The organism is Streptomyces sp. NPDC057877, assembly GCF_042796855.1.
In the GTDB taxonomy this organism is placed as follows: Bacteria; Actinomycetota; Actinomycetes; order Streptomycetales; family Streptomycetaceae; genus Streptomyces.
The window spans coordinates 75,894-95,713 of record NZ_JBHVMS010000003.1 but is presented as its reverse complement, the minus strand read 5'-3'; the positions used below and the strand labels follow the sequence as shown (position 1 = coordinate 95,713).

Annotated in this window: 23 protein-coding genes and 1 tRNA gene; 14 read left to right on the top strand and 10 right to left on the bottom strand. The window is 71.4% G+C overall.

Features of this window, described 5'->3' with window-relative positions; all coding sequences use genetic code 11:
- Positions 1–5 precede the first annotated feature (5 nt).
- Positions 6–1,616 (top strand): alpha/beta hydrolase, encoded by a 1,611-nt coding sequence (locus ACFVQG_RS08090; protein ID WP_383378174.1) that lies wholly within the window; start codon positions 6–8, stop codon positions 1,614–1,616.
- Between the two features lie 97 nt (positions 1,617–1,713).
- Positions 1,714–1,787 (top strand) — tRNA-Thr (locus tag ACFVQG_RS08085).
- A 66-nt stretch (positions 1,788–1,853) separates the two neighbouring features.
- Here ACFVQG_RS08085 and ACFVQG_RS08080 read toward each other — a convergent pair.
- Both ACFVQG_RS08080 and ACFVQG_RS08075 read right to left on the bottom strand, forming a co-directional pair.
- Positions 1,854–4,208, bottom strand: coding sequence for an ABC transporter permease (locus ACFVQG_RS08080; RefSeq protein WP_383378172.1), 2,355 nt, complete (start codon positions 4,206–4,208; stop codon positions 1,854–1,856).
- Complete coding sequence (locus ACFVQG_RS08075) at positions 4,205–4,897, bottom strand: ABC transporter ATP-binding protein (protein WP_383378170.1); 693 nt, start codon at positions 4,895–4,897, stop codon at positions 4,205–4,207. The genes ACFVQG_RS08080 and ACFVQG_RS08075 overlap by 4 nt, the downstream gene beginning before the upstream one ends.
- A gap of 210 nt (positions 4,898–5,107) precedes the next feature.
- On the opposite strand from ACFVQG_RS08075, the gene ACFVQG_RS08070 reads away from it, so the two are divergent.
- Positions 5,108–6,676, top strand: coding sequence for a sensor histidine kinase (locus tag ACFVQG_RS08070; RefSeq protein ID WP_383378168.1), 1,569 nt, complete (start codon positions 5,108–5,110; stop codon positions 6,674–6,676).
- Positions 6,661–7,356 carry a response regulator gene (locus ACFVQG_RS08065; RefSeq protein WP_383378167.1) on the top strand — a complete coding sequence of 232 codons (696 nt, stop codon included), beginning with the start codon at positions 6,661–6,663 and terminating at the stop codon, positions 7,354–7,356. The genes ACFVQG_RS08070 and ACFVQG_RS08065 overlap by 16 nt, the downstream gene beginning before the upstream one ends.
- A gap of 30 nt (positions 7,357–7,386) precedes the next feature.
- Here ACFVQG_RS08065 and ACFVQG_RS08060 read toward each other — a convergent pair whose 3' ends face one another.
- The 3 genes from ACFVQG_RS08060 to ACFVQG_RS08050 all read right to left on the bottom strand — a co-directional run bounded on the left by ACFVQG_RS08060 (position 7,387) and on the right by ACFVQG_RS08050 (position 10,766).
- Positions 7,387–9,069 carry a bifunctional 3'-5' exonuclease/DNA polymerase gene (locus tag ACFVQG_RS08060; RefSeq protein WP_383378164.1) on the bottom strand — a complete coding sequence of 561 codons (1,683 nt, stop codon included), beginning with the start codon at positions 9,067–9,069 and terminating at the stop codon, positions 7,387–7,389.
- A gap of 198 nt (positions 9,070–9,267) precedes the next feature.
- Positions 9,268–10,020 (bottom strand): Clp protease N-terminal domain-containing protein, encoded by a 753-nt coding sequence (locus ACFVQG_RS08055; RefSeq protein WP_383378161.1) that lies wholly within the window; start codon positions 10,018–10,020, stop codon positions 9,268–9,270.
- A gap of 59 nt (positions 10,021–10,079) precedes the next feature.
- On the bottom strand, positions 10,080–10,766 hold the full coding sequence (locus ACFVQG_RS08050; protein ID WP_383378159.1) for a LysE family translocator: 687 nt from the start codon (positions 10,764–10,766) through the stop codon (positions 10,080–10,082).
- A 131-nt stretch (positions 10,767–10,897) separates the two neighbouring features.
- Here ACFVQG_RS08050 and ACFVQG_RS08045 point away from each other — a divergent pair, with 131 nt between their 5' ends.
- Positions 10,898–12,070, top strand: coding sequence for a DUF2786 domain-containing protein (locus ACFVQG_RS08045; protein ID WP_383378157.1), 1,173 nt, complete (start codon positions 10,898–10,900; stop codon positions 12,068–12,070).
- Between the two features lie 29 nt (positions 12,071–12,099).
- Here the strand turns inward: ACFVQG_RS08045 and ACFVQG_RS08040 are convergent, their stop codons facing one another.
- From ACFVQG_RS08040 to rpmB, 4 genes are all read right to left on the bottom strand, one after another.
- The gene (locus ACFVQG_RS08040) at positions 12,100–12,630 is read right to left on the bottom strand and encodes a DUF4232 domain-containing protein (protein WP_383378155.1); all 531 of its coding nucleotides are present in this window, start codon (positions 12,628–12,630) and stop codon (positions 12,100–12,102) included.
- A 107-nt stretch (positions 12,631–12,737) separates the two neighbouring features.
- Positions 12,738–13,253, bottom strand: coding sequence for a hypothetical protein (locus tag ACFVQG_RS08035; RefSeq protein WP_383378153.1), 516 nt, complete (start codon positions 13,251–13,253; stop codon positions 12,738–12,740).
- A 337-nt stretch (positions 13,254–13,590) separates the two neighbouring features.
- Positions 13,591–13,896, bottom strand: a complete 306-nt coding sequence (gene rpsN, locus ACFVQG_RS08030; RefSeq protein ID WP_383378151.1) for a 30S ribosomal protein S14 — start codon at positions 13,894–13,896, stop codon at positions 13,591–13,593.
- Positions 13,896–14,132, bottom strand: coding sequence for a 50S ribosomal protein L28 (rpmB, locus tag ACFVQG_RS08025; protein ID WP_383378149.1), 237 nt, complete (start codon positions 14,130–14,132; stop codon positions 13,896–13,898). The genes rpsN and rpmB overlap by 1 nt, the downstream gene beginning before the upstream one ends.
- Before the next feature lie 99 nt (positions 14,133–14,231).
- Between rpmB and rpmG the strand changes: the two genes are divergently transcribed.
- The 8 genes from rpmG (at position 14,232) to ACFVQG_RS07985 (ending at position 17,883) form a co-directional block, all read left to right on the top strand.
- Positions 14,232–14,396 carry a 50S ribosomal protein L33 gene (gene rpmG, locus ACFVQG_RS08020; protein ID WP_333932256.1) on the top strand — a complete coding sequence of 55 codons (165 nt, stop codon included), beginning with the start codon at positions 14,232–14,234 and terminating at the stop codon, positions 14,394–14,396.
- 8 nt (positions 14,397–14,404) lie between these two features.
- On the top strand, positions 14,405–14,662 hold the full coding sequence (locus ACFVQG_RS08015; protein ID WP_383378145.1) for a type B 50S ribosomal protein L31: 258 nt from the start codon (positions 14,405–14,407) through the stop codon (positions 14,660–14,662).
- Positions 14,663–14,666: 4 nt separating this feature from the next.
- Entirely contained in the window at positions 14,667–15,824 is a 1,158-nt protein-coding gene (locus ACFVQG_RS08010) for a CobW family GTP-binding protein (protein WP_383378142.1), read from the top strand.
- Positions 15,825–15,838: 14 nt separating this feature from the next.
- Positions 15,839–16,072 carry a 30S ribosomal protein S18 gene (gene rpsR / locus ACFVQG_RS08005; RefSeq protein WP_383379716.1) on the top strand — a complete coding sequence of 78 codons (234 nt, stop codon included), beginning with the start codon at positions 15,839–15,841 and terminating at the stop codon, positions 16,070–16,072.
- A gap of 86 nt (positions 16,073–16,158) precedes the next feature.
- A complete protein-coding gene (locus ACFVQG_RS08000) occupies positions 16,159–16,563 on the top strand; it encodes a VOC family protein (RefSeq protein ID WP_383378139.1) in 405 nt (134 codons plus the stop codon).
- Positions 16,560–16,934 carry an ArsR/SmtB family transcription factor gene (locus ACFVQG_RS07995; protein ID WP_383378137.1) on the top strand — a complete coding sequence of 125 codons (375 nt, stop codon included), beginning with the start codon at positions 16,560–16,562 and terminating at the stop codon, positions 16,932–16,934. The genes ACFVQG_RS08000 and ACFVQG_RS07995 overlap by 4 nt, the downstream gene beginning before the upstream one ends.
- Positions 16,931–17,449: an SRPBCC domain-containing protein gene (locus ACFVQG_RS07990; RefSeq protein ID WP_383378135.1), complete on the top strand. Its 519-nt coding sequence runs from the start codon at positions 16,931–16,933 to the stop codon at positions 17,447–17,449. Before ACFVQG_RS07995 ends, ACFVQG_RS07990 begins: the two co-directional genes overlap by 4 nt.
- Positions 17,450–17,664: 215 nt before the next feature.
- Complete coding sequence (locus ACFVQG_RS07985; RefSeq protein ID WP_381618468.1) at positions 17,665–17,883, top strand: DUF397 domain-containing protein; 219 nt, start codon at positions 17,665–17,667, stop codon at positions 17,881–17,883.
- Positions 17,884–18,000: 117 nt separating this feature from the next.
- Here ACFVQG_RS07985 and ACFVQG_RS07980 read toward each other — a convergent pair whose 3' ends face one another.
- Entirely contained in the window at positions 18,001–18,558 is a 558-nt protein-coding gene (locus ACFVQG_RS07980; protein WP_383378133.1) for an ATP-binding protein, read from the bottom strand.
- Between the two features lie 365 nt (positions 18,559–18,923).
- Here ACFVQG_RS07980 and ACFVQG_RS07975 point away from each other — a divergent pair, with 365 nt between their 5' ends.
- Entirely contained in the window at positions 18,924–19,748 is an 825-nt protein-coding gene (locus tag ACFVQG_RS07975) for a helix-turn-helix domain-containing protein (RefSeq protein ID WP_383379712.1), read from the top strand.
- Positions 19,749–19,820 lie beyond the last annotated feature (72 nt).

Genomic DNA, 19,820 nt, shown 5'->3' with positions numbered 1-19,820 from the left:
GCTGGATGCACACCAGGCGCCCCCACCGCAGGTCCAGGTCCCGTACCGCCGCCACGCTCCTCGCCGCCGCCGCGCTGCTCGTCTCGGCCTGTTCCACGGGGGGCTCCGCCAGATCCTCGGCGGCGGCAGCGGGGGAGTCGGCGGGCGCGGCGGGCAAGTCGGTGGTGCTGGCGGCGCTGCCGGAGGCCACGCCGTCCGCCCTGGCGTCGTACTACGGGCAGAAGCTGAGCTGGCGCAACTGCGGTGTCGTCGGCTTCGAGTGCGCCACGATGCGGGCGCCGCTGGACTACGCCAGCCCCGAGGACGGCGACGTCCGGCTGGCCGTCGCCCGCAAGCGGGCCACGGGCCCTGGCAAGCGGCTCGGCTCCCTGCTGGTGAACCCGGGCGGGCCGGGGGGCTCGGCGGTGGGGTACCTGCAGTCGTACGCCGCGACGGGCTACCCGGCTCCGGTGCGTGCCCAGTACGACATGGTGGCGGTCGACCCGCGCGGGGTCGCCCGCAGCGAGCCGGTGGAGTGCCTCGACGGCCAGGACATGGACACGTACACCCAGACGGACACGACACCCGATGACAGCCGGGAGACCGACGCGCTGTCCGACGCGTACCGGAAGTTCGCGGAGAGCTGCGGCGCCAACTCGCCCAGGCTGCTGCGGCATGTCTCCACCGAGGAGGCGGCGCGGGACATGGACGTCCTGCGGGCGGTGCTGGGGGACGAGCGGCTGACGTATGTGGGGGCGTCGTACGGGACGTTCCTCGGAGCGACGTACGCGGGCCTGTTCCCGGACCGGGCCGGGCGCCTGGTCCTGGACGGCGCGATGGACCCCTCGCTGCCCGCGCGGCAACTGAACCTCGACCAGACGGCGGGCTTCGAGACGGCGTTCACGGCGTTCGCCGAGGACTGCGTACGGCAGCCGGACTGCCCGCTGGGCGGCTCGGGCACCAAGCCGGAACAGGTCGGCAGGAACCTCAAGGCGTTCTTCGACGAGCTGGACGCCCGGCCCATCCCGGCCGGGGACGCGGACGGCCGCAGACTCGGCGAGTCCCTCGCCACCACCGGGGTGATCGCGGCGATGTACGACCAGAGCGCCTGGCCACAGCTGCGCGAGGCGCTCACGGCGGCGATGCGCGAGAACGACGGCGCGGGCCTGCTCGTCCTCTCCGACAGCTACTACGAGCGTGACGCCGACGGCACCTACTCCAACCTGATGTCCGCCAACGCCGCCGTGAACTGCCTGGACCTGCCCCCCGCCTTCGACACCCCCGAACAGGTGCGCGAGGCGCTCCCCACCTTCGAGAAGGCCTCCCCGGTCTTCGGCGAGGGCCTCGCCTGGGCCTCCCTGACCTGCGCGTACTGGCCGGTGGCGGCCACCGGCGAACCCCACCGCATCGAAGCCAAGGGCGCCGCCCCGATCGTCGTCGTCGGCACCACCCGCGACCCGGCGACCCCGTACCGCTGGTCCCAGTCCCTGGCCCGCCAGCTCTCCTCGGCCCGCCTCCTCACCTACGACGGCGACGGCCACACCGCCTACGGCCGCGGCAGCGACTGCATCGACTCCGCGATCAACACCTACCTCCTGCGCGGAACCCCGCCATCCGAGGGAAAACGCTGCTCCTGACCCCACCTCCACACCCACTCCGGGCTGGTGCGGAGCACCCCCGGAAACTGTGTAGACTTACCGACGTTGCCGATCGCACCATTAGTGCGGGCAGCGTGCCGCCTTAGCTCAGATGGCCAGAGCAACGCACTCGTAATGCGTAGGTCTCGGGTTCGAATCCCGAAGGCGGCTCCGTCGAACCCCAGGTCAGATAGCCACTGACCTGGGGTTTTCTGTTGCTTGGGGCGTGCTGGTGGTCTACTCCGTGCGCAGTGCCGTGGCCGTGCGGGTCCTGGCCGCCCAGGTGGAGGGGAGCAGGGCGCCCAGCATGGCGATCGCGAGGCCCGCGAGGCCCAGGAGGAGCAACTGGGGTGGGTCGTAGACGTTGAGGATCGACGGGGGCAGGTTGGTGCCTGCCGCGTGGCCCATTACCGGTAGGACGAAGCCGTGCAGGGCGAGGCCGGTGGGTACGCCGATCAGGCCGCCGAGGACGCCGATTCCGGCGACCGAGGACAGTACGAGGGCGACGGTCTGTCGGGGGGACATGCCGAGGGCCTTGCAGACGCCGAGGTCGTGGACGCGTTCCCGGGTGTCGAGGACGACGGAGTTGAGGACGCCGAGGCCCGCCACGGAGACCAGCATGAGGGTGAGGAGCGCTGCGATGGCGTCCAGGATGAGGATCATGTTGTCCTGCTCCGAGAAGGAGTTGGCCATGGCGTCGGCGCCCAGGGGCTTGAGTGCCGTGGCGAGTGTCTCGGCGTAGGTGGTGGGGGAGATGCCCGGTTTTACCTCGATCTGGAATTGCTGGGGCTTGGCGTCGGGGAAGCTGGTGAGGTTCGTGTGGAGGGAGAGGCCGTCGTTTGAGGTGTCGAAGGCCTCGCCGACGATTTTCAGGGGCTGAGTGTCCTTGCCGATGGTCACCTGGACCGTGTCGCCGATCTTGGTGCCGGTTCGTTCCAGGAAGCGGGTGGGTACGACTGCCTGTCCGGTGCCGGTGAGCCAGTGGCCGTAGATCATCTCGTAGGCGCCGAAGCGTGAATCGCCCTGGTAGAGGGTGGCGTCGACCGAGCCGGAGATGCCGGGCACGGTGGCGTCGGTCCGGGACATGCCGTAGGAGGAGGCGGTGCCGGATTGGGCCTTGATGGCGGCGCTGACCTTTGACGGGTCGGCGGAGGTCGGGCTGTGGTCGGTGCCGCCGGGGGCCCTCGGGCCGCCGACGATGGCGGTGACCGCTGCGCCCTCCTCCGGATCCGACGCGGTGCCGACCGCGTGCAAGGACGAGGTCAGGCCCACCGCGAAGGTCGCCGCGACCGTGCCGAAGGTCACCGCGAGCAGCATCGCGGATGTGCGGACCGGGTGGGTGAAGGGTCGGGCCAGGCCGTAGGTCACGGTGCGCGGCAGGGGGAGGCGACCGGCTGCGCGGTGGGCCCATCGGCCGCGGCCCGTGCGGGGTGCCCGGCCGATCACGATGGCCTCGGCCGTGCGCAGCCTTCCGGCCCGCAGTGCGGGGAGCAGCGCCGCGATGCCGACGACGAGCAGGGCGAGGGTGGGTACGGCTACGTCCGCCCACCAGGCCACCGTCAGGGAGACGCCGCCGAACGCCTGTGCGGTTTGGGCTAGGAGTGGGACGGCCAGCAGGTTGCCCAGTACGACCCCGAGTGCGATGCCCGCGCTGGCCGGGATCAGGGCTTGGGCCACGTAGGCCCGTACTACCTCGCGCGGGGTGAAGCCGAGGGCCTTGAGGATGCCGATTCTGTGGAGGCTGGTGCCGACCGCGCCGCTGACCACGCTACTGACGGTGATCACCGACATCACGATGCCGAGCACGCCGAAGGCCAGCAGGAAGGGGATGGTCGCCGCGGCGCCCTGGTCGGCGGCGCGTTTGGTGTCCAGGTAGGACTGGGTGCCCAGCAGGGCGCCGGATGGTACGGCGGTGGTGAGCTGTCTGCGGTGGGTGGCGATCTGGTCCTTGGTCTTCGCGGAATCGAAGCGGTAGAGCATCTGGGAGCTGATCGGTGCGCTCTGTGAGGCCAAGGCGCGCACCTGGCCCGGGGTTGTCCAGGCGTCGGCGGTCTCGCTGGCCGAGAACGCGAAGCCGACGATCCTCAGGGTCGGGCTGTCGGCGGCGTCCGAAGTCCTCAGGGTGGAGCCCGCCTTGAGGAAAGGGCCCTCGAACGACGCCGAGAGGACGACCTCGCCCGGCTTCGTCGCCCAGCGCCCGGACCGTAGGTCCAGGTCGTCCACGTCGGCGTGCGGACCGGACCGGCCGACCAGGGTCAGCGTCGGCAGGTGGCCGCCGTTCGCGTCCACCGGGCTGACAGTCGTCGAGGGATACGGTCCCGCGGTCGCGGTGACGCCCTCCAGCCGTTCGGTCTTGCGCAGGTGCGCCGTGTTCGCCTTGGACGGATCGAACTGTGCGGTGATGTGTGCGCCGTGCTGCTCGGCGAAGGCGCGGTCGAAAGGGGCGTTCGTGGCGACGATGAGTGAACCGGCGATCACGGCCGCGGCGACGGCCATCATCGTGGCCACGGCGATGACCACCGTCTGCACCCGGCGTCGGCCGACCCCGGAGCGTACGACCCGGCTGAGCGCGCCGGTGCCGAAGAGGCTCATCGGACGGGCTCCGCACACGAGTCGAGGGTGAGGTGGCCGTCGACCAACTGAATCGTGCGGCTCGCGCACGCCTCCGCCAGCGTCATGTCGTGCGTGACGAGTACGACGGTCTGCCCGCCGCGGTGCAGATCCACCAGCAGCTCCCGTACGTCATGGCCCGAGGCGGTGTCGAGCGCGCCGGTCGGCTCGTCGGCGAGGAGCAGTGCGGGCCGGTTGACCAGTGCCCGGGCGACGGCGACCCGTTGGCGCTCGCCGCCGGACAGTTGGCCCGGGTAGACATGGGCGTGTCTGGCTATGCCCAGGAGCTCCATCAGTTCGGTGGCACGGGCCGCCGTCTTACGGCGGGCGGTACCCGTGAGTTGGGCGGGGAGCTGGATGTTGTCGGTGACGGTGAGGTCGTCGAGAAGGTTGAAGAACTGGAAGACCATGCCGATCCGCGCCCGGCGGAACCGGGCCAGCTCGTGCTCGCTGAGCCGGTCGATCCGCTGCCCCGCCACGGTCACGGCGCCCTCGGTCGGCTTGTCGAGGCCCGCGACGAGGTTCAGCAGCGTGGACTTGCCGCTGCCGGAGGGGCCGGTCACGGCGAGCGCCTCGCCCTGGGCGACGCCGAGGTCGAGCGGTCCGAGTGCGGGCGTGCCGCCGCTGTCGTAGCGCTTGGTCACGCCCGTCAGTTCGATCACCTGGGTCATGGGAGTCGTCCGTCCTCGGGGTCGGGTGCTGTGCGTCCCGGCGAACGTAGGGGCGTGGCCTCGTGGGGCGCGTCGGCCAGGGCACCGACTTCCGGCCCTCCCGGCGAAGGACGCGGCGCCGGTGTCATCCCTGCGAAGTACGTCCCAGGGACGGCACTTCCGTTGTGCGGGCGGACGCGGCGCGGGCAGGGTGCGCCGCACAATGAGCCGATGGAGACGGAGGACCGGCAAGGCTGGCGTCGGCAACTGCGCGATGCGCTGCGGCCGGACGCGGAGAGCGCCCCGTTGTCGCGGCGGGCCCGGCGCGCCGACGTGGTGCTGGCGGTCCTGCTGACCGTCGTCGCGCTGACCGTGGCGACGCGCTATCCGGGCGACGGGCCGGATTTCATCAGGACGCAGGTCGAGTACGGGGCGCCGGTCCCGCCCCCGATCCCCCCGGCGGGCATGGGGGAGGCGGAGGGGCGGGAGCTTCTCGCGCCCTGGCCGCTGGTCGTGCTGACCGCGCTGCCGCTGGCGGCCCGGCGCCGGTATCCGCTGGCCACGTTCGGGGTGGTGCTCGGCGCGGCGCTGGCCATCGGCGACAAGGCCTCCTGGATCAACGTACTGACCTGTGTCATCGGCGCCTACAGCGCCGCCATGTACAGCCGTTACCGGGCACGGGCGACGGCCGGGCTGGTCGTCGCCGCCGCACTGGCCGGTCTTGCGTTCCGGGAGACGGAGCCGGTGCTTCCGGGGTGGTCGAGTCCCGCGGTCGTGCTGCTGGTCGCCGGGGCGCTGGCCAGCACCGTCCGCTTCTGGCAGCGGCGGCTGGCGGCCAGCCGGGACCGCTTGACCCGGCTTCAGCGGGAGCAGGAGGACGGCATGCGCCGGGCCGTCGAGGAGGAACGGGCCCGGATCGCCGCCGAGTTGCACGACGTCGTGACCCACAATGTGAGCGTGATGGTCATCCAGGCGGGGGCGGCGCGCAAGGTGATGGACGCGGCGCCGGAGCGGTCGAAGGAGGCCTTGCTGGCGGTTGAGGCCGGGGGGCGGGCGGCGATGGCCGAACTGCGGCATGTGATGGGCCTGTTGGCCCCACCGGCCGACTCCGGCCTCGGCTCCGGCTCCGGACTCAGCCCCGGCTCCGGCTCCGGCTTCGGCTCCGGACTCAGCCCCGGCCCCGGCTCCGGACTCGGCCCCGGCTCCGGCTCCGGACTCGGCCCCGGCTCCGGCTCCGGACTCGGCCCCAGCCCCGCTGGCGCCGGTCGCCGTTCTGGCCTTCCCGTCGTCGGTCACCGTCCCGGCCATCCCGTCGTCGGTCACCGTCCCGGCCTTCCGGCCGACGGTCGCCGCCCCGGCCTTCCCGCTGACGGCCGCCGACCCGACGGCCCCCTCGACGGTCTCGAACCGCAGCCCGGACTCGGGCAGTTGGATGCCCTGATCGAGCGCGTGCGCGCGGCCGGGACGCCGGTCTCCGTCGCCGTGTCACTGCCGCCGGACCCGCTGCCGCCCGGCGTGGACCTCGCGGCGTACCGCGTCGTGCAAGAAGCACTGACCAACACCATCAAGCACGCGCCCGGCGCCGACGCCGCCGTCACCGTCGGGTACGCCGGTGATGTGCTGGAGATCGAGGTCATCAACACCGCTGCGACCCGCCCTCCCGCGGACGGCAACGGCAACGGCCGCGGGCTGATCGGGCTGCGCGAACGGCTCGCGGTCTACGGCGGTGAACTCACGGCCGGTCCGACCCTCGCCGGTGGCTACCAGATCAGGGCCCGAGTCCCTTGGCGGACGGTGTGAACCGGCCGACGCTGCGCGCCGTCATCGCCGACGACCAGGCGCTCGTACGCACCGGCTTCGGCATGATCCTCGCCGCGGACGGCATCGAGGTGACGGCAGAGGTGGCCGACGGGGCCGAGGCGGTCGCCGCGGTCCGGCGCACCCGGCCCGACGTCGTGCTCATGGACATCCGGATGCCACGGATGGACGGCATCGAGGCGACCGGACGGATCCTCGCCGACGTCGGGCCGGACGGCACCAAGGTGATCATCCTGACGACGTACGACCTCGACCACTACGTCTACGCCGCGCTCACCGCCGGTGCCAGTGGCTTCCTGCTCAAGGACGTCAGCCCCGAGCACCTGGTCGCCGCCGTCCGGCTGGTGCGGTCCGGTGACGCGCTGCTGGCGCCCGCGATCACCCGCCGTCTGATCGAGCGCTTCGCCCACCGCGAGGAGGGGCGGGCGGTCGCTCTCCACCGCGATCTGTCGGGCCTGACTCCGCGTGAGGTCGAGGTGCTGCGCCTGCTCGCGACGGGGCTGAGCAACGCCGAACTCGCGGACCGGCTGTTCCTCAGCCCGACCACGATCAAGACGCACATCGGCCGCATCCTGTCGAAGCTGGACCTGCGCGACCGGGTTCAGGCCGTGGTCCTCGCGTATGAGACGGGGCTCGTCTCCCCGGGAGGTGAAGGTACCTAGCCCGGCTCTGCGATGCGGGTCCGGCGGGTGTCACTTCGCGTCCGCGTAGCACTCGACCACCGCCGTGGTGAAGGGGAAGCGCACTGGCGTGTCACCGAAGGTCAGGCGGGCCGCCAGGGCCGCGGAGTCGCGGATGGCCGTGGCGACCGTGTCCGCCTCCTCGGTGGGGCAGTGGACGATGACCTCGTCGTGCTGGAAGAAGACCAGTTCGGCCGCCATGGATGACAGCGACTGGCGCAGCGCGGCCAGGAGGAGCAGGGTCCAGTCCGCCGCGCTGCCCTGGACGACGAAGTTGCGGGCGAAGCGGCCCCGGGCGCGGGAGTTGGTGGAGGCGTAGCCCGGGACCCAGTCCTGGGGTGTGGGGGCCTCCTGGGGGATGCCCGCCTCCTCGGGGGTGTCGTCCCGTGCGTCGGCGGCCGGTGGGCAGGTGCGGCCGAGCCAGGTGCGGACCAGGCGGCCCTCCTCACCCGCGCGGGCTGCCTCGTCGACGTAGGCCACCGCTTTGGGGAAGCGGCGTCTGAGGGCGGCGAGGTTCTTGAGGCCGTCGCCGGAGGTCTGGCCGTAGATCGCGCCCAGGACGGCGAGTTTGGCCTGGTCGCGGTCGCCGGAGAAGGCGCGCTCGGACACGGACTGGTAGAGGTCGGTCTCGCGGCCCGCGACCTCCATCAGGCCGGGGTCGCGGGAGATCGCGGCGAGGACGCGCGGCTCCATCTGGTCGGCGTCGGCGACCACGAGACGCCAGCCGGGGTCGGCGACGACGGCGCGGCGGATGACCTTGGGGATCTGGAGTCCGCCGCCGCCGTTGGTCACCCAGCGGCCGGTGACCGTGCCGCCCGCGAGGAACTCCGGTCGGAAGCGGCCGTCGCGCACCCAGTCCTGGAGCCAGGACCAGCCGTGGGCGACCCAGATGCGGTACAGCTTCTTGTACTCGATGAGCGGCTTCACGGCGGGGTGGTCGAGGGACTCCAGCTCCCAGCGGCGGGTCGACGTGACCTTGATGCCAGCCTGGGAGAAGGCCTTGATCACGTCGGCGGGCAGGTCCGGGCGGACGCGGCGGCCGAAGGCGGCGGAGACGTCGTCCGTCAGCTCGGCCAGACGGCGGGGCTCTCCGCCGCCCGCGTAGCGCTCGCCGAGCAGGTCGTGCAGCACCTCGCGGTGGACGTCGGCGCGCCAGGGGAGGCCCGTGGCGTTCATCTCCGCCGCCACCAGCATCCCCGCCGACTCGGCGGCGGTCAGCAGGCGCATCCGGTTCGGGTGTTCGGCGTGGTCGTGGCGCCGCTGCTGGTCGGCGTAGACCTCGAGGAGGTCGGTGAGCGGGAGGGGGCGGGTGCCCTCCGGGTCGAAGAGGGAGGACTGCGCGCCGGGGGCGGCGGAACGCAGGGGCGGGTCGGGCGGTACGGGGCCGCCGCGCAGCCTGGCCAGTGCGGCCGCCGCTGAGCGGGGCTCGCCGTACCGCCCCTCGTGGCCGAGGAGGAGGGTCTCGGCGTCCTCGATGTCGTAGCACCGCTCCACTCGCACCCCCGTGGCGAGCAGGCGCGGATACATCTCGGACGTCGAGCGCCATACCCAGCGGGCCACCTGCGGGCGGTCCCGCACGGCCCCCGCCAGGTCCTCCTCCCACTGGACCGGTCCGGCGGGCAGCCCGTCCGGGCCGAGGGGGGCGAGCTGCACGCCACCGTCCTCGGCCGGAGCGAGTGCCCATCGGTCGGCCATGTGGAGAGTGTGGCAGGAGGGTCTGACAATGGGGCTTGAGCTGCAGGGTTGCTGGTTCTGCTGGTTCGTGGTGCTGCAGGGTTGCTGGCTCTGGTGGTTCGTGGTGCTGCAGGTGCGCTGGCTCTGCTGGTTTCGTGGTTCTGGTGGTTCTGCCTGTTCTGTTCTGTTGGTTCTGCCTGTTCCGGTGGTTGTGCTGCTTCAGCCTTCTTCGTCGGCGTCGCCTGCCTCGTTGAGCGCCGTCGCGATCTTCGCGAGGGCCTCCGCCACGTACCGCTCGACTCCCGCCTTGGTGATCCCGAGGCCGGACAGGGTCCCCTGGCCGTTCTCGAACTCCAGGAGGGCGAGGAGGATGTGCTCGGTGCCGATGTAGTTGTGGCCGAGGCGGAGGGCCTCGCGGAAGGTGAGTTCCAGGGCCTTCTTGGCGTCGGGGCCGTACGGGATCAGGTCGGGGACCTCGTCGGCCGCGGGCGGCAGCGCCGACGTGGCCGCCTGGCGCACGGCGTCGAGGGGTACTCCCTGTGCGGTGATCGCCTTGGCGGCCAGGCCGTCCGGGTCGGCGAGCAGGCCGAGGGCGAGGTGCTCCGGGCGGCCCTCGGGGTTGCGGGCGGCGACCGCCTCGTTGTGGGCGGCCATGACCGCGTTCCGCGCGCGCGGGGTGTAGCGGCTGAAGCCCTGGCTCGGGTCGAGGTCGGCCGACTCCTTCGGCACGAAGCGCTTCTGCGCGGCCTGGCGGGTGACGCCCATGCTCTTGCCGATGTCCGTCCAGGAGGCACCCGAGCGGCGGGCCTGGTCGACGAAGTGGCCGATCAGGTGGTCGGCGACATCGCCGAGGTGTTCCCCGGCGATCACCGCGTCCTGGAGCTGTTCGAGCGGTTCGTCGTGGACCTTCTTGATGGCCGCGATGAGGTCGTCTAGGCGTACGGAGGATGTGACGGCGGGGTTCGTGGTCATGCGTCAACCGTAGGTTGACAGTCCAGGGGCGTCAACCCTGGGTTGACAGGCGATGGGCTCTACTTCGGTGACGACGCCACCAGCCGCACCGCCAGCCCCGTGAACACCGTCCCGGAGACGATGTTCAGCCAGCGGTTCACCCGCGCGCTCCGCCTGAGCACCGCCGACAGACGCCCGGCCAGCAACCCCACGAAGCCGTCCCACAGGAACCCCATCACCACCAGCGTGGCGCCCAGCAGCATGAGCTGGCCCGGCACATGGCCGAGGGACGGGTCGACGAACTGCGGCAGGAACGCCACGTTGAAGAGGATCACCTTGGGGTTGAGGAGGTTGGTGATCGCGCCCTGCCAGAAGGCGCGCCGCATGCCGTTCCGTCCGGCCTTGCCGCCTTCACCCTCCCCGCTCTCCCCGCTCTCCCCGCTCTCCCCGCCCTCTCCGCCCGGCTCGGCGCCGAGTACCGAGCGGTCCCGGAAGGCCTTGACGGCGAGGTAGAGCAGATACGCCGCGCCCGCCCAGCGCAGCACGTGATAGAGCGTCGGCAGCGTCGTGAACAGGGCTGACAGGCCGAGCGCGGCGGCGATCGCGTGCACCAGCATCGCGCAGGCCACTCCCGCCGCGGCCATCACCCCCGCCGCGGGGCCGCCCCGTCCGCCCATCGCCACGATGAACATCATGTCGGGTCCGGGGCTGACGCAGAGCGCGAAGGCGGCGACGAGGAAGGCCGCGTAGAGAGACATGTCCACCATGCGCGCCATGGTGGAAGCGCCCCCGCGCGGGAGCGAGGGAATTTCAGGGGCTGAGACGGGGCCGATGCCGGGGGCGCTCGCCTGGTTGCCCGCATCGGCAGGCGGCGATCGCCCCATGGCACCATCACCGCGTGAGCACCCCCCGCACCCCCGACACCCCCAGCATCGTCGAACAAGCCCTCCACACCGCCCTCTACGCCGCCCCCGACACCCCCGCCCTCGACACGGCCGCGTCGCTGCTCGCCGCCGATCCGGACGCGGACGGCGAACTGGCGCGGCGCGGGGAGGAGTTCGTCGCGGCGGCCTGGCGGCGCGGTTGGCAGCCCGCCGACGTCGTACGCGTCGTGCGCAGGGAGCTGGACGACGTACACGTACGGATCGCCACGGCGCTGATCCTCGCCCAGGCCCCGCACGACGACCGCCCGCGCGGGCGCCGCTGGACCGAGCAGCTCGCCGATCTCGACCGGGGCCACCGGGACCCGGGCGCGGCGCCCCGCAGCGACCGCTTCTCGCACGCCACCGCCGTCCTGGAGCTGTACCGCCTGCTGCTCCGACTGCCCACCCTGGAACCCGTCGACGAGCCCCTACGGCAGCACCCCGCACCCCACGCGGAGTCCCGCACGCTCGCCCGCATCCGCGCGCTGCTCGCCAAGGCGGAGGCGACCGGTTACCCGGACGAGGCGGAGGCGCTCAGCGCCAAGGCACAGGAGCTGATGGCCCGGCACAGCATCGACGAGGCGCTGCTCGCGGCCCGGACGCCCGCCACGGACGCGCCCGGCGCCTGCCGGATCGGCGTCGACGCGCCGTACGAGCAGGCCAAGGCGGTACTGCTGGACGCGGTCGCCACCGCCAACCACTGCCGTGCCGTGTGGAACGAGCCCCTCGGCTTCGCCACGGTCGTCGGGTTCGAACCGGACCTCGACGCCGTGGAGTTGCTGTACACCTCGCTCCTCGTGCAGGCCACGACCGCGATGACGAAGGCGGAGGCCGCGCAGAGGGCCGGTGGCCGCAAGCGCACCAAGAGCTTCCGGCAGTCGTTCCTCGCGGCCTACGCCCATCGCATCGGAACCCGACTCGCCGCCGCGGCCGAGCAGGTCACGGCGGAGACGGGAAAGACGGCGGAGGCAGCGCACCTGCTCCCCGTGCTCGCCTCGCGCGAGGTGGCCGTCACGGCCGCGACGGACCGGCTGTTCCCGGAGACCACCACCGCCCGGCTGCGCGGGGTGAGCGACGAGGCGGGCTGGACGGAGGGCGCCCGCGCGGCGGACCGCGCCCAGGTCAGGTCGCGCCGCCCCCTCGACTGACGGGGCGGGGCGGCGTACGCGCCTCGGTCTCAGTCGCCCGCCTGCTGGAAGGCGCTCACCGTCGCGTCCGGAACGACCTCCCCGTCGACGGGCACCGGTCCGTACGACCACGGGAACTCCCGCTCGTCCGAACCGCCCGGCAGACTGATCGCGAGCTTCTTCGCGTCGAGTGTCCCGGCGCCGCCCGCCTCACCCCGTACGTACGTGATCGTGAAGGTCGCCGCCGTGTCCTTCGCGAGGGTGAGCTTCTGCGGCTGGGCGGCCTCCTCCTCGGGGACGGTGGCCGAGGAGTCGCCCGCGCGGAGGGCGACGCCGGGGAAGCCCTCCAGGGTGCAGTCGGCGTCGCCGTGGTTGGTGAGGGTGACGGGCACGTTGCCGGTGTCCCCGGCGACGGGGGCGGCGTTGGCGGGGCCGACCTCGATGTCGATCCCGTCGACGGAGCAGGCCGTACCGGTGCCCTTGGTCTCACCGGCACCGCCGTCGTCGCCGTCCCCCGAGCACCCGGTGAGCAGGAGAGCGGCGGCGGTCAACGCGGTGAGGGCGAGGGGAGCGGAGCGCATGGGTGAGTCCCTGGAGTAGTGCCGATGACGATCAGGCGGTCAGTTGGCCAGTGGGCCGGTTGGTCGGACGACCGTCTGGATCATCGCCTATCCGATCGGCGATCGGATCAGGAGCCCAGCCCTTCCGTGGGCAGGCCCGTCGGTAGCTGTCCGCCCTCGGCCTTGGTGTACGTCTCCGTGCCGAGGCCGCTCTCCCAGGTGACCTTCAGCGTCGTCCCGTCGACGGAGTCGACTCGCCCCGTCTCCCGGTCGTCGCTGCCGTCCGTGCACGTGAGCCGGATCGTCCGGGCGTCGGCCGTGCCGCTGCACACCGTCCCGCCGGTCGCGAAGAGACCCGCCTTGTCGCCGGTGACGACCAACGCCACCGCGTCGCCGCCGGTGGTGGCGAGCCAGCTGCCCTCCAGCTCGCCGGACGGGGCGCCGCTACCGGTGCCGCCGCCCGTGTCCGCCGTCTCGGTCGAGGTGGCGGAGGCGCTGGGGCTCGGCGTGCCCTCGTCGGCGTCGGAACCGCCGTCGTCACTGCACGCCCCCAGCAGGAACACACCCGCCAGCCCCAACGCGGCGACCGCCACGCGCGCGTGCGCCCTGGATATCCAAGAAACGTTCCCCGAAGTCACTGCCATGCCCCCCACCACGAGCCGGTCACCCGGTACGACGGCAGAAGCTACCAGGGCGTAACCCGAACGGGGACCGTCCCGGCGATGCCCCTTACCGGGACGACTGGATCCTTCTTAACGGGAGGGCGCGATCGCCGTCACTGGGAGGACTCGCTCGCCCTTACTGGGAGGACTCGCTCGCCCTTACTGGGACGGCTCGATCCCCGTCACCGGGAGGACCCGCTCTCCTTTACCGGGAGGACCCGCTCTCCCTTACCGGGACGGCTCGATCCCCGTCACCGGGAGGACCCGCTCCCCATACCTGGACGGCGCGATCCCCCTCATCAGGATCGCGCGATCCCCCTTACCAGGAAGACTTCCGCACCCCCGGCAGGAACCCCGCATGCGCCTGCTCCCGCAGCCCCACCCGCGACAGCCCGAACGTACGGAAGTACCCGCGCGGGCGCCCGTCCACCTGGTCCCTGTTGCGTACGCGGGTGGCGCTGGCGTCGCGCGGCTGGCGTTGTAGTTCCCGCTGCGCCGCGAGCCGTTCCGCCGCTCCCGTCGACGGGCGGCGGATGATCTCCTTCAGCTCGGCGCGGCGGGCCGCGTACCGCGCGACGACCTGCTGCCGCTTCTCGTTCTTCGCGATCTTGCTCTTCTTCGCCATCAGACCCGCACCCCCCGGGCGCGGATGCGGGCCACGGCCGCCTCGACGCCGATCGTGTCGACCGTCTTGATCCCCTTGGCACTCAGCCGCAGCCGTACGTACCGGCTCTCGCTCGGCAGCCAGTAGCGCTTGGACTGGATGTTGGGGTCGAAGCGGCGCGAGGTGCGCCGGTGGGAGTGCGAGATGCGGTTGCCGAAGCCGGGCTGTGCGCCGGTCAGCATGCAGTGGGCGGACATGGGTGACGTACCTCTCCTCAGTCGGTCTCCGGGCCGGTGGTCGTGGCCGGACCCGGAAGCGGGGTCGCAAATGGGAATCGTTTTCAGTAAGATAGCAGCATGGCACGCAACGAACTCCGCCCGGTCATCAAGCTCCGGTCCACGGCCGGGACCGGCTACACCTACGTCACCCGCAAGAACCGCCGCAACGACCCGGACCGGCTGACCCTGCGCAAGTTCGATCCGGTCGCGGGCCGCCACGTCGACTTCCGAGAGGAGCGCTGATCACCGCCATGCGCGAGGGAATCCACCCGGAGTACGGCCCCGTCGTCTTCCGCGACCGTGCCGCGAACCACGCCTTCCTGACCCGCTCCACGCTCGCCGGAGTGCCCACCGAGAAGACGATCGAGTGGGAGGACGGCAACAGCTACCCCGTCGTCGACGTCGAGATCTCGAACGTCAGCCATCCCTTCTACACGGGCACCGCCCGCGTCCTGGACACCGCCGGACGCGTCGAGCGCTTCGAACGCCGGTACGGAAAGCAGGGCTGAGCCGGTGTCCGAGCTTCCCGTCGTGATCGTCGGCGGGCTGCACGCCGACGCCCGCAAGGCGGCCGTCGAGCACCTGCTCGCCGACGTGCCCGGCAGCGTCGTACTCCACCACGACCTCGCGACGGCGGCCGCGGCCGGGACCGTCGTGCGGACCGTCCGCGACGCCACCGGGATCCGGTACGCCGGTGAGGCGCCGCTGGTGAACGACTGCGCGTGCTGTGCGCTGCGCGAGGATCTGGTGCCGGAGCTGGAGCGGCTGGCGGCGGCCGGGGAGACCCGGCTCGCGGTCGTCGAGCTGTGGGACTCCGTCGAGCCCAAGGCCATGGCCGAGGTGGTCGCGGCAACCGGCGGCCCCACGGCCACCAGCGCCCGCCTCACCGTCACCGGCGTCATCACCGCCGTGGACCCGGCCCTGGTGCTGCCGTACCTCGGCAACGGCGACGATCTCGCCGAGGGTGGTCTCGCCGCTGCCGCCACCGATCAGCGCACGGTCGCCGACACCTTCGCGCGGCAGCTGGAGTACGCCCCCGTCCTCGCCCTCGTCGACTCCCCGGAGGCCGACGACGAGGACCGGGAGCTGTTGGCCCAACTGCACCCGACGGCCCGCCAGGTGCTGGTCGGCCACGGTGACCTGGCGGGCGCCGCGCTCGCGGGCTTCGACGTGGAGGCGGCTGCCGCCGCCCAGCATCCGGCGTGCGCGCTGCTGCCGACCGAGGCCGACGCGTGCGGGGTCACGACCCTGGTCTGGCACCGGCGCCGCCCGTTCCACCCGGAGCGGCTGTATGCCGCCCTTGAGGACCTGACCTGCGCGGCGGCCCGTAGCCGGGGGCGGTTCTGGCTCGCCGACAAGCCGGACACGCTGCTGCACTGGGACGCCGCGGGGGGCGCGCTGTGCGTGGAGAGCGCCGGGCCGTGGCTCGCGTCGCTGCCCGACGCGGCCTGGGAGATGGTGCCGCCGGTGCGCCGGGCCGCCGCCGCGCTGGACTGGCACCCGGAGCACGGCGACTGCTGTCAGCACCTCGTCTTCACGTCCCCCGGCCTCGACCGCGACGGGCTCGCCGAGTTGCTGGAGTCCTGCCTGCTCACCGATGCCGAGTACGCCGCCGGGCGGGACGCCTGGAAGCGCCTGCCGCCCGCCTTCGACACCCTTCTGGAGGTCTGACCGCCGTGTCCCCCCTGCCCCGCAAGAACGACCGCAGGCCCGTCAAGAGCCGTCCCAATCCGCTGCTCCAGGCGGGGGTCACCTATATCGACTACAAGGACACCGACCTGCTGCGGAAGTTCCTCTCCGACCGCGGCAAGATCCGCAGCCGCCGGGTCACGCGGGTCACCGCCCAGCAGCAGCGGCTGCTCGCCCGGGCGATCAAGAACGCGCGCGAGATGGCACTGCTGCCGTACGGCGGTCGCTGAGCGGCGAGGTCACCGGCGGCGGAGCTGATAGGTAGGAGATTCCCTACGTTTGACACGTAGGGAATCTCCTACCTATCGTCGTCCCTATGACAGCGCACACCGCCACTCACATCACTCACGCCTCCTTCGTCACCCTCCCCGTCACCGACCAGGACCGCGCCCTGCGCTTCTACACGGAGGTGCTCGGCTTCGAGGTGACGGCCGACCTGGACATGCCGCCCGGCAGGTGGCTCCAGGTCGCGCCAAGGGGCGCGCAGACGGTCTTCACGCTCTCCGGGCCGGGCATGGGCGGTTTCGCGCCCGGCTCGACGCGGGGGATCATGTTGGTCACGACCGATGTCGACGCCGACTGCGCGCGGCTGGCGCGGGCCGGGGTCGCCGTACAGGGCCCGGACGAGCAGCCGTGGGGGCGGATGGCCTCCTTCCGCGATCCGGACGGCAACGGTCTGATGCTGCTGACCGAGAAGGAAGGGCTTCCGACCGCACCATGACCACCACCGGGGCCGCCGCCACCGGTGCCGGGACCGGCACCGCCGTCGAGGACCGTGTCTTCGCCGCGCTCGCCAACGCCACCCGCCGTGAGGTGCTGCGGCTGCTGCGCGAGGGCGGACCCCAGCCCGTCCAGGCCCTGGCCGACCACTTCGACATGCGGCGCCCCAGCCTCTCGGAACACCTCAGGGTGCTCCGGGAGGCCGGTCTCGTCTCCGAACAGCGCGTCGGCCGACAGCGCATCTACCGCCTCGAGGCGGCCCCGCTCGCCGAAGTGCAGGACTGGCTCCACCCGTACGAGCGATTCTGGCGCGACCAGCTCAAGGGCCTCGGTCACCTTCTCGACCGCATGCCCGACGATGACCCGGCATGACACACGAGCCCGATCCGGACGACCTCGCGCCCGACGGCACCGCCTCCGGTGACCTCGCCTCCGGTGGCATCGACCTGACCACCATCCGCGTGGACCAGTTCCTCCCGCACCCTCCGGCCAAGGTCTGGCGGGCGCTCACCGAGCCCGAGTTGCTGGCGCAATGGCAGATGCCGGGGGCCGCGGACTTCAGGCTGAAGGTCGGGCACCGCTACCGGATGACCTCCGTCCCGCGCCCCAACACCGACTTCTCCGGCGCGGTGGACGTCGAGGTGCTCGCCTACGACGTCCAGCGGATGCTCCAGGTCCGCTGGGCCGACGCGGATCCGGCCAATCCCGTGGACTGGACGATCACGTGGACGTTGGAACAGGAAGGCCGCGGTACGCGTCTGTTCCTAGTGCACGAGGGATTCGATCCGGACGATCCGGCGCAGCTGATGGCAAGGAAGATCATGGACGGGGGCTGGCGTTCGCATGTCCTGCGGAGTCTGGGGCAAACGCTGGAAAAGGTGCGGTGAGGCGGTCGGGCAGTTTCACCGGGACACCGGTCAACCTGTAACCGCGGGAACACCCCTCGTGCACGTGCATCTGCTCTTGCATATGCGCCTGCATATGCTCATGCGGCTGCACATGAACGAGGTTATGATCCGGGTCAGTTGACCAATGCATCAATGGCCACACCAGCCAGTGCACCACCGGGGAGCGACCTGTGGATCACGACGTGTACAACGGCATGGCCGCCACCGAACTGAGCGGCGTGGCCTGGCAGAAAAGCCGATACAGCAACTCTCAGGGCTCATGCGTGGAGTTCGCGCGGCTGCCCGGCGGGGAGGTGGCGGTACGCAACAGCCGCTTTCCCGACGGTCCCGCGCTCGTCTACACGCGCGCGGAGATCGAGGCGATGCTACTCGGGATCAAGGACGGCGAGTTCGACCACCTGATAGCGGGTTGAGCGCGCCGCCCCGATCGCCGCCCACCCGGGTTCGGATACGACGCCGGGTGACTGTTCGGCGACGGTACGTAACGCGCGTAGAAGCGTGAACGCGCATCGACGTGGTGCGGCGACGCCTCAGGCGTCCTGTCTGACGTCACCCGGCCGTCGGCCGTTCACTCTCAGCCCTTCCGGCTGGAGCCGGAACAGCGCCCAGACGACCTTGCCGGTGAGGGTGCCCGCCAGCGGGTGCCAGCCCCAGCCGTCGCAGAAGGAGTCGACGAGGAACAGTCCGCGGCCGGACTCCGCCGAGAAGTCGTCCGTGTCCCGCGCTACCGGGGTGTCGTCGCTGGGGTCGCGCACCGCGCACACCAGCCGGTCGGGCCAGCGCATCAAGTGCAGCCGCACCGGCGACTCCTGCCCCGGGGCGACGCTCGCGCCGCACCCCGTGGCGGCGGTGGGCACCGCGTGCCGCAGGGCGTTGGTGACCAGTTCCGACACCACCAGGCAGATATCGTCGAACCGTTCCTCTATACCCCACTGGTCGAGCGTGCTACGAGTGAACTGCCGCGCCTCGCGCACCGCTTCGTAGCGGGCGGGCAGGGCACAGGAGGAAGCTGAGGACACGGCCGCGGGATCCAGCGGCGGAAGGCCCTGCCTTAAAGGCTCGAGCATGGTCGATCCATTCGTCCCCATGCGAGGCACTCCCGGGAATTCGCGGACGGTGCGAGGCGGCGGTGGTGCGGGACCATGGTTTCGGATGCGTACAGCAGATGCAAGGGCAGATGCACGTGCACGCGACCGAAATGGACCCTCCCGTACCACTTCTTGGCCATTTTTTCCGCCATCTTGGCGCCGCTTTCTCTGCGTCCCCTCCCTCTCCTTGCCCACTCCGGTCCCTTGACCGGTCCGCAACCCGAGCGGAATCTTTGGCTTCTTTCCATCTCTGTAACCGGGCGAGTACTGCTCGGAGTGTTTTAGTGGCAGACTGCGGGCCCTGAAGACGGTTGGGGAGGCTGGCGAACGTGAGTGCGGGAGAGCCCGGATCGGTGGTGCGGCGGATGCTGCTCGGCTCGCAACTCAGGCGACTCCGAGAGGCGCGCGGCATCACGCGCGAGGCGGCGGGATACTCCATCCGCGCCTCCGAGTCGAAGATCAGCCGGATGGAGTTGGGCCGGGTGAGCTTCAAGACAAGGGACGTCGAGGACCTGCTGACGCTGTACGGCATCACGGACGACGCGGAGCGCAACTCACTGCTCTCCCTCGCCCGCGAGGCCAATGTCGCGGGCTGGTGGCACAGTTACTCGGACGTCCTGCCGAGCTGGTTCCCGACATACGTCGGACTGGAGGGGGCGGCCTCCACCATCCGCGCGTACGAGGTGCAGTTCGTGCACGGACTGCTCCAGACCGAGGCATACGCGCGAGCAGTCGTCCGGCGCGGTATGGAAGGCGCGAGCGAGGCGGACGTGGAGCGGCGCGTCGCGCTGCGGCTGGAACGGCAGAAGCACCTCGTCTCCGAGAACGCCCCCGACTTCCACATCGTCCTCGACGAGGCCGCCCTGCGCCGCCCCTACGGCGACCGTGAGGTCATGCGCGGCCAGCTCCAGCATCTGATCGAGTTCTCCGAGCGGCCCAACGTACGACTTCAGGTCATGCCGTTCACCTTCGGCGGGCACTCCGGCGAGAGCGGCGCCTTCACCATCCTGAGCTTCCCCGAGTCCGATCTGTCCGACGTCGTCTACCTGGAGCAGCTCACCAGCGCGCTGTATCTGGACAAACCGGAGGACGTGGCGCAGTACGAGAAGGCTCTGAAGGAACTGCAAAGGGACAGTCCGGGGCCGGACGCCAGCCGGGACCTGCTGCGCGGGCTGCTTCAACTCTCCTGAAACAACCGCTCCAACTGGGCTTCAACACAAGTACGATGACGAACGATCAGGCTGTCAAGTCGATCATCTTTC